We start from the raw sequence: 14,267 nt of genomic DNA on the forward strand, positions 1-14,267 counted from the left end.
TTTAAATAAAGTCTATCAAGGATTCAAGCTTCATTCCCCGGCTACCTTTAATCAGAATCAGATAATCTTCCAACTGACTATCCTGAAGCCAGTTTCTGAATGAAAAAGGATCTGGAAAATAAAGTGCCTTCGGAGCCTTTTCCAAAGCTGACACAACCAGCTTCCCAGTAAAGCAAACTTTGTCAATTGGGTATTCACTGACTATTTCACCCAGCTTTCTATGCTCAGCTTCGGCATGGTCACCCAACTCAAACATGTCTCCCAAAATGATCATTTTATGCTTTTTGCCGGTCATCTGACCAATAGTCCTAATCGCCACCTCCATGCTGGAGGGATTGGCATTGTAAGCATCCAAAATGATCAAATTGCTACGTTTCTCGATTAACTGAGACCGCATATTGGAAGGTTTGTATTCTACCACGGCTTTTACCGCTTTTTTCATCGGAACACCGAAGAACTTCCCAATAGTCAGGGCGTTTGCAATGTTTCCGAAATTATAAGCTCCAATCAAAGAAGTCAGATGCTCACCCTCAACTTGCTCAACAGAAAATTTCACAAATGGATTGGCTTCAATAAAACTGACTTCACAAAAATCTCCTTTGGCTGGGTACAAAATAGGATCCTCAAATCTCTTGATCATATTTGCTAAAATCGGATCTTGAGAATTGATAAATACCGTTCCCTTATTAGCTCTCAAATGCTGATAAAGCTCTGTTTTGGTTTTCAGAACACCTTCAGGTCCGCCCATTCCTTCGAGATGTGCCCTTCCGATATTGGTAATAAAGCCATGGGTCGGTTCAGCTATTTCACAAAGCTCCTGAATATCTCCAGGCTTGTTTGCCCCCATTTCCACGATGGCAATCTCAGCATCTTTGGGTATTTCCAACAAAGTCAAAGGCACCCCGATATGATTGTTCAGATTACCTCGCGTGGCAGAAGTTTTGAATGTCGTTTTCAAAACCGCATGAAGTAATTCTTTAGATGTAGTCTTCCCGTTACTTCCTGTTAGCCCGATCACAGGAATATCCAATTGATGTCGATGGTAGTTAGCCAACTTTTGCAAACAGGTCAAGGCATCTTCGCAGATAAAATATCGCTCATCATCTTCTTCAAAATAGGCAATTTCATCAATCACTACTGCCGAAGCTCCCATTTCCAAAGCCTTTGGAGCAAACTCATTTGCATTAAAATTGGGCCCTTTCAAGGCGAAAAAAATGTTTCCCGGTTCAATTTTTCGTGTATCGGTGCTGACTCCGGTACTTTTCAAAAAGAGTTGATATAATATTGCGATATTCATCTAAAATCAATTTTACCCCAAAATAAACGAATGATCACATCTTTGGACTGATGATTCCGTATTAATTTTAGAATTCGGAACCAACCTTGCCCATGCGATTATTTCTAGTAGGTATTTTTCTTTTTGTCACTTCGGTAGCTTTTTCTCAAAAGACTTTTACCCTCGATTCGCATCCTTCGATTCAAGTTAATGGTGAAACACTTTCCTCCCCCTTTTCTGGAGGGATCAATTCGGCCCAGATCCAAACGATAGATTTGAATGGTGATGGACAGGAAGATTGGGTAGTTTGGGACATCAATTCTCGACAGCTTACGATCTTCGAAAAAGAAGGAAATGAATGGTCGGCCAGGCCAGAATGGGCCTATTTTTTTCCGGATGATATCAGCGGTTTTATGGCATTGGCTGATTATGATGGTGATGGAAGAAAAGATTTGTTTACCTCCACTGCTTTGGGGATCAAAGTTTATAAAAACACTTCTACAGGCAATTTAATCTCATGGGAGTTGGCTAGAAACTTCCTTCCTCTGGAAAGTGGATCTAATATTCAGGCAAATAATCTAGACACGCCGCTAATTCGGGACCTGGATGGAGATGGAGATCTGGACTTGGTAATTTTCAACTTTGCTGCGGGCGATTATTTGGAGTATTACAAAAACACCTCTGTAGAAAGAAATGGAACACCTGATATAGATGGTTTCGAATCAGCAGTTCCATTTTGGGGAAATTTCACATTCTGCGGTTGCGAAAATGTCCTTTTTGGAAAATCATGTTCAGGCCAAGATTTAAGAGTTCTAGAAAATGAAAATAGCCGAATCCAGCATGCCGGAGGACATTCTATTTTATACCGGGACTTTACAGGCGATGGAATTTCAGATTTGGTATTGGGAAGAGATGAGTGTGATATTTTGTATTTTTTACCCAATGAAGGAACGGAAACCTCCCCATTATTCACCAGCTTTTCCCATGAAATCCCAGGCTTAGGAGACCTTCCTACTTTTCCCATTTTCCACAATCCGAATTGGGTTGATGATCAATTTATTATTTCTCTCAATTCCAATGAAGCGGCTCAAACTTATGGAATAGATTATGAAAATTCTGTTTTCACATTTGAAGGAGGCATAGAGCCGATTTTGCAAAATCAGACTTTGGATTTGGGAGAAAATTCCAAGCCATTCTTCAGTGGGAATAAAAACGGAGGATACCTTTTTGTGACTTCCAATGTAACTCGCCAGGAAAGTGCATTAGGTGAAATTGCTGAGTTTACATTTTCAAACAACCAATTCAACCTGTTAAACAGAAATCAGGAAATACGAAGTTTAGGACTTTGGGACATTCAGTATTTGGAGCCACTGGACAATCTAGGAAATCCCTACCCAATCCTAACAGGCCAAAGATGGGAACAAGCTATTCCCAAACAAGTTTTCTTCTATCAAGTTGAGGGAAAATGGCAGGAAAGAGACATTGTCGGTTACAATGCTGCGCGAGGAGATTATATCCAATTTTTTAATTACCAAGACCAGCAGTATATGCTTGTAGCAGGCCAAAATGGAGCTTTGGACCTGTACAAAATGGATTTTTCAATTTTAGCAGCAAACCTAATGGAAGAAGATTTTCTGGATTTCTCAGACAATCCTTCTAACCGAAACCTCAGCATTGCGGTGGTCGAAGGGGAAAGTCCAAACCTCTATGCAATAGACCAAAGAGGAATTCTTGTTTTCATCGAAAACTTTATGGAAAACACCCAACGAGAGGAAGTCCAAATAGAAGTCGGAGATAAAAACTTTTCTACCAGACTGGGAAGAAATACTTGGATTGCAGTTATCTCTCCTGTTTTGGGAAATGACCACGATTTGATTTTGGGCACTCGTGCTGGAGGCTTGCTTTTCTTGACTGGAGTTTCCTCGCCTACTTCTCCTTCAGAAGAGAGTCAATTAATCGTTTTTCCGAATCCAAGTGACGGTCCAATTAAGATTATCTCAAATCAAAGCGGAACTGGTAGACTAATTACCTCTTTGGGACAGATTCTTTTGGATAAAATCTCTATAACAGCTGGACAAGAAACTGAAATCCAATCTGGAATCCTGACTCCTGGGCTTTACATATTTCAATTGGAGACCTCAAATGGCTCCCGCATCGCCAAAAAAGTCTGGATCCGCTAATTACAAGATTGGTTTTGTAGGCATTCTGTAAACTCGTAGCTTTCGATACAGAATATTTATCCCCATGAAACATCTATTTCTCTTAGGAATCCTTGGAGTTTTTCTTTTCTCCTGTTCCTCCCAACCTGACAATCCTGCCGATTCGGTCTTTATTAATGGAACTATCTACACGGTTGATTCTCGAAATCCAAAAGTTGAAGCAGTTGCTGTCAAGGACGGTTTGATCCAAGCTGTAGGGACAAGTGATGAGATAAATGCCTTTGTCGGGAATGACACAGAAGTAATTGACTTAGCCGGAAAAACCATGACCCCCGGGCTCATTGAATCACACGCACATTTGATGGGAATCGGATACAATAAACTGGAGCTGGATCTAATGTATGTGAAAACCTATGATGAATTGGTAGAAAAAGTAGCAGAGGCAGTCGCCAAATCCAAGCCCGGAGACTGGATAGTAGGAAGAGGCTGGCATCAGGACAAATGGGCTAAAATGCCTGAAAAAACTGTAAAAGGTTTTCAAACCAATGAAGAACTGAATAAAGTTTCTCCAGACAACCCGGTTTACCTAAGCCATGCTTCCGGACATGCTTCTTTTGTCAATGGAAAAGCTTTGGAATTGGCAGGTATTGCTAATCTGAAGGGTGAAAGACCCATAGAGGTAGAAGGTGGAGAAATCATTATGGATGAATTAGGAAACCCTACGGGGATATTATCCGAAAGAGCCTCTGGATTGGTAGCCAGATTGATCCCGAATGAAACTCCTGAAAGAGCTGCTGAAGCATTGACATTGGCTTTACAGGAATTGGCAGAAAAAGGCATTACTTCTTTTCATGATGCAGGTTCGGGTCAAGATGTAATTGACTTAGTTGACCAATTCAAAAAAGATGGAAAATTGACATCCAGAATGTACATCATGCTTACGGGTCGCCAGCCTGAACTTTTGGAAGAATGGTACAAAAAAGGCCCTATGATTGATCAGGACCATCTATTGACAGTTCGTTCGATCAAATTAAACTGTGATGGAGCTTTGGGAAATCGAGGTGCTTGGTTATTGGAGGATTATTCCGACAGAGCTGGACATAGAGGCCATGAAACACTGCCGATGTCAGTAGTAACTGAAGTTTCCGAAAAGGCATTGCCTCTGGGTTTTCAGGTTTGTTCCCATGCCATCGGAGACCGTGCGAATCAGGAAGTCTTGGATCGATATGAAGCTGCTTTTGCAAAAAATCCAGAGATCAAAGATCATAGATTCAGAATCGAACATGCACAGCATATCGACCTAGAGGACATTCCAAGATTTGGAGAAATGGGTGTAATTGCCGCTATGCAAGCTATTCACTTGAGCTCTGACAGACCTTGGGCCATCGACAGATTAGGAGAGAAAAGAATCGTTGACGGCGCTTACGTGTGGCAAAAGTTGATGAAAAGTGGCGCAGTGGTTACCAACGGTACTGACGCCCCTGTAGAGCCAGTGGATCCGATTCCATCTTTTTATGCTTCTGTGACTAGAAAAACATTGGCTGGCACTCCTGAAGGGGGCTATGAAGCCAGTCAAAAAATGACTCGTGAGGAAGCCTTGAAATCCTATACTTTGGATGGAGCTTTCGCCGAGTTCGAAGAGGATTTCAAAGGATCCATTGAAGTAGGAAAAGCGGCTGATTTTACGATTTATGACCAAAACATCATGGAAATCCCTGAAGAACAAATTTTGGATACTAAAGTGGTGAGAACAGTAGTTGGTGGAAAGACGGTGTTCAGCAGATAGGACAAAAAGCTGAAAGCTTAAGTAAGATATCTAAAAAATCAGTGGCCCTTCTGGATTTAAAAATTCGGAAGGGCTTTTTTTCACACTTAAACTAACCTTTAAGCCAACAGCATATATTTGACTTCCCCCTTCCTAATTTTTTCCTATTTTCAGTCTTTCAAAATAAATCCAAATCTTATGAGAAAAATTTTATCGCTCTTTGGGGTATTTTTTCTTCTGGCCATTTCTATCCATGCCCAAGAAGTCAAGCCCATTACGTGGAAGGATATCCCGAACTGGAAGTACATGCCAGGGCCGGCTTTTCAAATTTCGAATGATGGCCAATGGGTTGCCTACGGCTTGGTAGAATTGGAAGGAGATGGAGAAATTATTCTTCAGAAAGTCGGAGTAGATTCCACCAAACAAACCCTGAAAATTGGTTCTACGAGCTACCCTTCTATGCAATTCAGTGAAGACGGCAAGTATTTTATCTACACTGAATACCCGACTTTTTCTGAGAAAAAAGCCAATCAAAAAAGCAAAGGTAAGCCTCTTAAAAACAAAGCCATCCTGATCAAATTGGGATCTGATGACAAGAAGGAGTTTGAAAATGTAAACAACTACTCCTTCAACAGAGACGGTTCCTCCGTCCTTGCCATCAACCTCTCTAAAGAAGGAAATGGTGATGCCAAAGGTTCAGATCTATTGATTTACCATTTAGGTTCAGAGAAAGCACAAAACATCGGGAATGTTTCCGATTTCAGTTTTAATAAAGCGGGTAATTACCTCGCATATACTGTCGATGCGGCAAACCAATCCGGAAATGGCCTTTATTTAATGAATGTTGCAGCAAACAGTATCCAAATTTTGGATTCGGATAAGGCATCCTATAAGTCAATCGGATGGACCGAAAAGGGTGATGCACTTTCCGCATTGAAAATGGTCAAGGACAAGAAGTATAAGCAAGACAAAGGTCAGGTGATCGGTGTTAAAAATCTTGCAGCTCCTTCCGTCACTATTTATGATCCTGCAAAGGATTCTGTGAATTTTGATCAAGCTTATACCATTTCTGGGAACAGAAGACCCGAATGGTCTGAGGATTTGACCAGATTATTTTATGGCATTCATCCTTTAGAATTAGCTAAAAAAGAAGAGCCTAAGAAAGAGGTTGATAAAGATTCAGTTGCGCAAGCAGAATCTGCGGCTATGAAGAAAATCATGGCTGACACGACAATCAAGTCCATTTCAGATTTACAAAAAGCTATCTCGAAATTGGACAGCGGCAAAACCAAGGGCAAAAAAGAGAATGATGCTGATAAGCCTGAAATGACCATTTGGCACTGGAATGATGCAAGACTTCAATCCCGTCAGCAAATAATGGAAAACAGAGACAAAAACTTCAGTTTCTACTCCATGTATGATGTTGCTTCTAAAAAGCATACCCAGTTGCAGGATAGCAGCATGCTAGAGTTGAACATTTTGGACAAAGAGCTTTATGCATTGGGCTCTGATATTTCTGCCTATGAATTGGACATCAACCTAGATGGCCAAAGCTATAGGGACTTTTACATTGTCAATTTGAAAACTGGAGAGAAAAAAGAACTTTTCAAGAAGTTCTATATGCCTGGATTCGCTTCCTATCCTCGTGAATCTCCGGATGGCACCAAGTTGATTTATGGAAACGATGGTCATTTCTACATCTATGACATCGCTACTGGTCAAAGCACTAATATCACTGAAAACATTCCCACCACTTTCGTCAATACAGAAGATGATCATAATGTGGTCAAACCAATGAACAGCCCATTGGGATGGAGCTCGGATAGCAAATATGTCCTTTTGAGAGACGGTTGGGATATTTGGCAAGTGCCCGTTGGAAGCACAAAAGAGAAAGCTACCAACTTGACATTAAATGGCAAAACTGACCAGATCCGTTATCAATATAGATTTGGATTGGACCCAGAAGAAAAAGGGCTTGATTTGAGCAAGCCTGCCTACATCAGAACCTACGGTGAATGGAACAAGAAAAGTGGTATTGCAAAGATTTCTCCTGCCAAAAAAGGAGGATTGACTCCGGGTGTGGAAGTTTTGCTTTGGGAAGATGCTTACGTGAGCAGCCTGGGTAAAGCAAAAAATGCAGACACCTACTATTTCTCCCAAGGCACATTCAATAAGGCTCCGGAAATGTATTTGACGAACGCATCTCTTTCCAACCCAACTCAAGTAACTGATGCCACTCCTGACGCTGACAAATACGCTTGGTCAGCAGGAACAAGATTGGTGGACTATACCTCAGACAAAGGGGTGAAATTGCAGGGGACTTTATTCCTACCGGCAGGCTATCAGGAAGGTAAAAAATACCCAACCGTTGTTTATTACTATGAGAAGCTGTCCCAAACCCGTCACAACTGGTACAATCCTGGGTATAGCGGAACAGGCTGGAATCCAAACGTATATACTTCCAATGGTTTTGCAGTATTCATTCCGGATATCGTTTATACCATGGATGATCCTGGGATGTCGGCTGTTTGGTGTGTAATCCCTGCCGTAAAAGAAGCAATCAAAACCGGCGTGATCGATGAAAACAACATCGGCATCCATGGTCACTCTTGGGGTGGTTATCAAACTGCATTCCTGATCACCCAGACTGACATGTTCAAGGCTGCGGCAGCTGGAGCGCCTTTGACCAACATGATCTCTATGTATGACTTGATTTACTGGAATTCTGGAGGAGGAAACATGTCCATCTTTGAAGCTTCTCAAGGAAGATTCACTGGAGGACCTTGGGAAAACTGGGATTCTTACGAAAGAAACAGCCCGGTTTACCATGTGAAAAATGTAAAAACTCCACTTCTAATGTTGCATAATGACAAAGACGGAGCCGTGGATTTCACTCAAGGGATCGAATATTATTCTGCATTAAGAAGATTAAAGAAGCCAGTGGTTTTGGTTCAGTACAAAGGCGAAAACCATGGATTGAGCAAATTGGAAAATAGAAAAGACTACAGTGTAAGAATGATGGAATTCTTCGAGCATCATCTGAAAGGAAAAGAAGCTCCTGAGTGGCTGGAAAAAGGAATCGACAAGATTGATTTAGATGAGCACTTGAAAGAAAGAGCTTTTTAAGAAAGCTGAAGTTTGAAATTTGAAAATCCCCGGTTTGCGTCGGGGATTTTTTGTTATTCGCTCACATTGAGATAAACATACCCCATTTGCCCCAAGGTCACAAAGGAGTATTTCGCTGAAATAGCTGGATGAACTAGCGGAGTTAATTTCTCTTTCCCAATTTGTAAAAAGGCCATACTTTGACCACAAACGTAGAATTGAACCCCTACTTTTTCTAATTCTTCAATAGCTAACAGGTTGGGATTTTTGATGCTAAATTTCTTCTCATATTCAATATCAGAAAGGATAGCATTCACCAATCCACCATGAACCACTGCTGCCAAATGAAGCTTTTCTTTCGGTACTCCATTGGCAATACCCAAATTATAGGTTCTTGCCACTTCCAATATGGAAGGATGGATTGCAGTTGAGTCTTTGATACCTCCATATAGATCTAAAACTACCTTGTAGTCTAATTCCGGATTATAGGGAAGTGCAGGCTCCTCCACTGGCATCACTCCTACATAAGGATGAAAACCTAATACTGGATAGGTAATTTTTTCTTTGATATAAGCAGGGATTTCATCTTGAGAAAAAGATTGAAATGAAAATCCTAAAACCAATAAAATGAGTAAAGGGATAAACTTTTTCATAGAAGTCAAATTAAAGCAAGCGAATAAGTTAGCTAGTAATTTTTGAAAATCATATCACGCAATTCGTCAGGGATTTCCCTCCTTTAGTCATTATTTACCTGATTATTAGATTTTTTCGAAATATCTTTCTAGCTATTCCCTCATCAGCAAGTTTTAGATTTGGGAATAAAACCCAGAACAAGCCTATTCAATCTATGAAGTACACTTTTACCAATCAATCTTTGGGAAAATTTTGCCTGCTTTTCACAACAATTTTGTGCATTTCTATCCCTTCCTTTTCCCAGCAAAACAAAGCGAAGCTTGTTGGAAGTATTCAAGAAAAAACTTCAGGAAATCCATTAGGGTTTGCTAGCGTAGCGCTGTATACCCAATCTGACAGCCTAGTCGCAGGAGGAATCTCTGAAGAAAGTGGAAAATTCTCCATTGATGTTCCTTTTGGGGAATATTATGCCTTGATTGAGTTTATGGGCTTTGATCCTTTCAAAACTGAAACTCTTACTTTTTCCAGAGAATCCAATCGAATAGATTTGGGAAATATCCAGTTGGAAACCAGCGCTGAAAATCTGGATGAGGTAGTTGTTCAGGGAGAAAAAACCTTGATGGAGCTATCTCTGGACAAAAGAATTTTCAATGTCGGAAAAGACTTGGCTAACGCGGGTGGAACCGCAACGGATATATTGATGAACCTTCCTTCAGTCGCTGTGGATCCAGAAGGAAATGTGAGGCTTCGAGGATCTAGCAATGTGAGGATTTTGATTGACGGAAAGCCGTCAGGATTAGTTAGCTTCAAAGGAAGCTCAGGACTTCGCCAGCTTCAGGCAAATATGGTGGAGCGAGTGGAAGTCATCACCAATCCTTCTGCCCGATACGAAGCGGAAGGCATGGCAGGTGTGATCAATATCATTCTCAAAAAAGACAATCAACAAGGATTTAATGGCTCCTTTGAGGTCATTGGGGGTACTCCTTTGAATCTGGGATTTTCAGCAAATCTGAATTATCGCCACAAGAGAATCAATTGGTTTATCAATTATGGATTTGCCAGAAGGTATCAGCCAAATGTCAACGAGATCTATCAAGAAGTCTACGAGGATGGAAACACCATGATCCTTAAACAGAATAACGAAGGCGAACTTCGAGGCTGGAATAACAACATCCGTGGAGGTCTGGATTACTATTTCAATGAACAAAGCATCCTGACACTTTCTTATCTCTGGAGAAGAACCAATGGAAGAAGAATCACCAATATCCGCTATGAAGACTACCTAAACAGTCTTGACAATTTCTTGGGATATTCATTGAGAAAACAAGATGAAAAGGAGAAAGAACCCAATTCAGAAATTGCAGCCACCTACAAAAGAACATTTGCCGAAAAAGGCCATGAATTAACTGCTGCATTTACTTATTTGAATTATTGGGAAAATTCTGATCAGTTATTCACCGAATACAGTTTTAATCCAAGTGGAGAACCTGTTGCGGGAGGATCTTCGGTCCAAACTTCATTGAATGACGAGTACGAAAATCAATACTTGCTTCAGTTGGACTATGTCAAGCCTTTTGCCAAAGAGGGGAAATTTGAAACTGGTCTAAGAACAAGTTTCCGGGAAATGAAAAATGACTTTATCGTTTCCCAAGAAAATGAAAGTGGTGAATTTGAACCGCTTCCTGGTTTGGATAATATTTTCCTTTACAATGAAAACATTCTTGCTGCCTATGGGATTGTGGGGAATAAAACTGGAAACTGGAGTTATCAGGCAGGATTAAGAGCGGAGCACACCGATGTGGAGACGATTTTGGAGGAAACCAATGAGAAAAACCCAAGAAAATACACCAATCTTTTCCCTAGTGCTCATATGACCTATAATATCAGCGAGGAAAATGCCTTTCAGCTGAGCTATTCAAGGAGAGTACGAAGACCTGTTTACAATGACTTGAGTCCTTATGTGACCTTTTCAGACCAACGTAATTTCTTCAGTGGAAACCCAGATTTGAATCCTGAATACACAGATGCATTTGAATTAGGTCATATCAAGTATTTCGAAAAAGGAACCCTCTTCTCAACAGCTTACTTTAGAAATACCACTGATAAAATCGAGAGAATCCGAACTGTCGATGAAGAAGGGAAATCTGTGACTCTACCTTACAATTTGACAGGAGAGCAGTCTTTTGGATTGGAGTTTAGTGCGGATTACAGACCCAAGCCTTGGTGGAAATTAGACCTGAACTTGAATTTCTTTCACGCTGACATCAATGGAAGCAATATTCAAACTGATTACAAAGCAAAAACCACTTCATTCTTAGCCAGACAGACTTCACGTTTTACGCTTGAAGGTGGATGGGATTTGCAGCTGAGAGCTAACTACGATGCCAAGCAAAAAACTGCTCAGGGAATCCGAAAAGGAATTTTCTTCCTAGACATTTCTGCAAGCAAAGTAATCATGCAGGACAGAGGTCGATTGATTTTGACCGCCAACGATATTTTCAACTCCAGAAGAAATCGATATATCACAGAAGGATACAATTTCTATACGGAAGGCAATTCCCAATTCGTCCGTCGTCAAATCAATTTAACCTTCAGCTATCGTCTGAAACCTTAAAACATTTACCCAAAATCTATCCTAAATCCCTATACTTGGGATTAAATCTATCTCATGCGCCAATTTCTAGCCTCACTCAGTTTGATTTTCATTCTGGGGACTTCGACTTACGCCCAAAAAATTAACGCCGACTACCGCTTACCCATTAAAAAAGCTACCTCTGAAATTCATATAGATGGCATTTTGGATGAAAAAGCGTGGCAAGAAGCCGACGTAGCTACGGACTTTTTTATGATCACCCCGATGGACACCAGTTTTGCAAAAGTGCAAACAGATGTTCGAATGACCTATGATGATCATAATCTTTACATCATTGTTGTAAACCATCATTTAATCGATGGGCCTTACATGGTCGAGTCATTGAGAAGAGATTTCTCCTTTGGGAAAAATGACAACTTCTTGCTTTTCATGGACCCATTTGACGATCAGACCAATGGCTTCTCCTTTGGTGCAAATGCAGCAGGTGCTCAGTGGGATGGAATTATGTACAATGGAGGAAGTGTAGATCTGAGCTGGGACAACAAGTGGACTTCCAAAGTAAAAAACTATGAGGACAAATGGATCTTTGAAGCTGCTATTCCTTTCAAATCTATTCGCTACAAAAAAGGGATTACCGAATGGGGAATCAACTTTTCCAGATTGGATCTAAAAGCTACTGAAAAATCAGGCTGGGCTCCAGTTCCAAGACAATTCCCTTCAGCCTCTTTGGCCTATACGGGTATTTTGGCATGGGATAATCCTCCACCACAAGCAGGAGCAAATGTTTCTATCATTCCTTACGCTTTAGGCGGTGTTACTAAAGATTTTGACAATGGTGGCGACAATGTATACAGAAAAGAAATTGGCCTAGATGCCAAAATAGGTTTAACCTCTTCTCTCAATTTGGATTTAACAGTCAATCCTGATTTTTCCCAAGTCGAAGTTGATCGACAAGTAACCAACTTGGACCGATTCGAGTTGTTTTTTCCCGAAAGAAGACAATTTTTCCTTGAAAACGGAGACCTGTTTGCCAACTTCGGATACACCTCCATTAGACCATTTTTCTCTCGTAGAATAGGCTTAAACGCACCTATTCAATTTGGAGCAAGATTGAGTGGAAAGATCAACAAAGACTGGAGAGTCGGAGCTATGAATATGCAAACTGGGGCAGTGGATGAAGAGGCTTTGCCTTCTCAGAATTTCACTGTTTTAGCATTGCAAAGACAAGTTGGAGCTAGAAGTAATGTAACCGGTATTTTCATCAACAAGCAGTCTCTCAATTACAATCCAGATGAAAATTCTGAACAGCCAATTTATTCTCAATTCAATCGTAATGTGGGTTTAGAATATAATTTAGCGTCCTCGAACAACCTTTGGACAGGTAAAGTAATGGCTCTTCAAAGCTTTGCCCCTGACAATACAGGGAATGGTTTTGTCCATGCCGCCAACTTGAAATATACCTCAGGAAACCTGACTTGGAACTGGCAGCATGAGTATGTTTCTGAAAATTACATCGCCGAAGTTGGCTATGTACCGAGAAGAGGATATTTCAAAATAGATCCAGAAATTGGATATAGATGGTTTCCTCAAAGTGAAAAAATTCTGAGTCATGGACCTGATTTTGGAACCAGATTTTTCTTCAATAAATCAGGAGAAAAAACTGACAACACCACCTTTGTAGCTTACAACTTGAAATGGAGAAGCCAAAGTACATTTATGCTTTGGGTAGCAAAAGATTTCATTAAGCTTCAAAGACCATTTGACCCAACCAATTACAGTGGTGAAACACTTGACCCTGGCACAGAGCACTCATGGTATGCTTGGGGGACTGAATATGCTTCCAAACCACAAAGCTTGTTTACTTATTCTTTTTCTACCCGAATGGGAGGCTACTATGCCGATGGAGACAGGTACAATGTGAGTACAGAATTTGGATACAGATTCCAGCCATATGTCAGCATCGCGATGACGACCAATTACAACAGAATCAACTTGCCAGAACCTTGGGGCAACACGAGATTCTGGCTAGTAGGCCCTCGTGTGGATTTGACTTTGACCAACACTTTGTTCTTCACGACTTTTGTCCAATACAATGAGCAGATCGAAAACATTAATTTGAACACCCGATTCCAATGGAGATTCAAACCAGCCTCTGATTTGTTTATCGTTTATACGGATAATTATCTTCCAGCACCTTTCTACACGAAGAATAGATCTTTGGTCATCAAGTTTACCTACTGGTGGAATGCCTAATAAATTGATGTGTTTTAACTTAATCTAATTGAGAAATTGACAAATAATTAGTTTATTGAAGAAAAACGATAAACTCATGTCAACCAACTATTTACATTACATTCAGAGTGGATTTTTGAAAATCTCTTTTCTTTCAACTCTGCTATTTGCCATTGGCACTATTTCTTCATCCAACTTTGCTTTGGCGCAAGAAATGGAAAGACCACCGACGAAACCAATTGTTAAAGGACAGGTAATTGATGAGCTGGAAAAGGCAATCCCGGGGGCAACTGTCATTGTCAAGGGAACAACAGTGGGAACTGTTTCTGATATCAATGGATTTTTCTCTTTGGATTTGAGCAAGTTCAGTACAGATCAGGTCTTGGTGATTTCCTTTGTCGATCGCTCAAAAAAAGAAGTAAAAGTAGAAATAGATAAAGTTCCAAAAGACTTTGGCCAAATTCAGCTGAAGCAGACAGAGCTACGCGAATAATACACCTTTCT

General features: G+C 40.6%; 8 protein-coding genes. 6 read left to right on the forward strand and 2 right to left on the reverse strand.

Annotated features, from left to right (window positions below; translation table 11 throughout):
- Position 1: 1 nt before the first annotated feature.
- Entirely contained in the window at positions 2 to 1,297 is a 1,296-nt protein-coding gene (locus O0V13_RS11670) for a UDP-N-acetylmuramoyl-tripeptide--D-alanyl-D-alanine ligase (protein WP_268035137.1), read from the reverse strand.
- Between the two features lie 92 nt (positions 1,298 to 1,389).
- On the opposite strand from O0V13_RS11670, the gene O0V13_RS11675 reads away from it, so the two are divergent.
- The 3 genes from O0V13_RS11675 to O0V13_RS11685 all read left to right on the forward strand — a co-directional run bounded on the left by O0V13_RS11675 (position 1,390) and on the right by O0V13_RS11685 (position 8,326).
- A complete protein-coding gene (locus O0V13_RS11675) occupies positions 1,390 to 3,456 on the forward strand; it encodes a T9SS type A sorting domain-containing protein (RefSeq protein ID WP_268035138.1) in 2,067 nt (688 codons plus the stop codon).
- Positions 3,457 to 3,520: 64 nt separating this feature from the next.
- A complete protein-coding gene (locus O0V13_RS11680) occupies positions 3,521 to 5,221 on the forward strand; it encodes an amidohydrolase (RefSeq protein WP_268035139.1) in 1,701 nt (566 codons plus the stop codon).
- Positions 5,222 to 5,398: 177 nt separating this feature from the next.
- Positions 5,399 to 8,326, forward strand: coding sequence for a S9 family peptidase (locus O0V13_RS11685; protein WP_268035140.1), 2,928 nt, complete (start codon positions 5,399 to 5,401; stop codon positions 8,324 to 8,326).
- 53 nt (positions 8,327 to 8,379) lie between these two features.
- Here O0V13_RS11685 and O0V13_RS11690 read toward each other — a convergent pair whose 3' ends face one another.
- Positions 8,380 to 8,958, reverse strand: coding sequence for a DsrE family protein (locus O0V13_RS11690; protein ID WP_268035141.1), 579 nt, complete (start codon positions 8,956 to 8,958; stop codon positions 8,380 to 8,382).
- A 194-nt stretch (positions 8,959 to 9,152) separates the two neighbouring features.
- Here O0V13_RS11690 and O0V13_RS11695 point away from each other — a divergent pair, with 194 nt between their 5' ends.
- From O0V13_RS11695 to O0V13_RS11705, 3 genes are all read left to right on the forward strand, one after another.
- A complete protein-coding gene (locus O0V13_RS11695) occupies positions 9,153 to 11,552 on the forward strand; it encodes a TonB-dependent receptor domain-containing protein (RefSeq protein WP_268035142.1) in 2,400 nt (799 codons plus the stop codon).
- A gap of 54 nt (positions 11,553 to 11,606) precedes the next feature.
- On the forward strand, positions 11,607 to 13,784 hold the full coding sequence (locus O0V13_RS11700) for a DUF5916 domain-containing protein (protein ID WP_268035144.1): 2,178 nt from the start codon (positions 11,607 to 11,609) through the stop codon (positions 13,782 to 13,784).
- Between the two features lie 76 nt (positions 13,785 to 13,860).
- Positions 13,861 to 14,256 carry a carboxypeptidase-like regulatory domain-containing protein gene (locus tag O0V13_RS11705; RefSeq protein ID WP_268035145.1) on the forward strand — a complete coding sequence of 132 codons (396 nt, stop codon included), beginning with the start codon at positions 13,861 to 13,863 and terminating at the stop codon, positions 14,254 to 14,256.
- Positions 14,257 to 14,267 lie beyond the last annotated feature (11 nt).

The sequence above is a fragment of the Algoriphagus sp. PAP.12 genome (genome assembly GCF_026652115.1).
Taxonomy (GTDB): Bacteria; Bacteroidota; Bacteroidia; order Cytophagales; family Cyclobacteriaceae; genus Algoriphagus.

Coding starts and splice junctions, on each gene's coding strand:
- O0V13_RS11670 (WP_268035137.1), bottom strand. CDS start 1,297: ATGAATATCGCAATATTATATCAACTCTTTTTGAAAAGTACCGGAGTC.
- O0V13_RS11675 (WP_268035138.1), top strand. CDS start 1,390: ATGCGATTATTTCTAGTAGGTATTTTTCTTTTTGTCACTTCGGTAGCT.
- O0V13_RS11680 (WP_268035139.1), top strand. CDS start 3,521: ATGAAACATCTATTTCTCTTAGGAATCCTTGGAGTTTTTCTTTTCTCC.
- O0V13_RS11685 (WP_268035140.1), top strand. CDS start 5,399: ATGAGAAAAATTTTATCGCTCTTTGGGGTATTTTTTCTTCTGGCCATT.
- O0V13_RS11690 (WP_268035141.1), bottom strand. CDS start 8,958: ATGAAAAAGTTTATCCCTTTACTCATTTTATTGGTTTTAGGATTTTCA.
- O0V13_RS11695 (WP_268035142.1), top strand. CDS start 9,153: ATGAAGTACACTTTTACCAATCAATCTTTGGGAAAATTTTGCCTGCTT.
- O0V13_RS11700 (WP_268035144.1), top strand. CDS start 11,607: ATGCGCCAATTTCTAGCCTCACTCAGTTTGATTTTCATTCTGGGGACT.
- O0V13_RS11705 (WP_268035145.1), top strand. CDS start 13,861: ATGTCAACCAACTATTTACATTACATTCAGAGTGGATTTTTGAAAATC.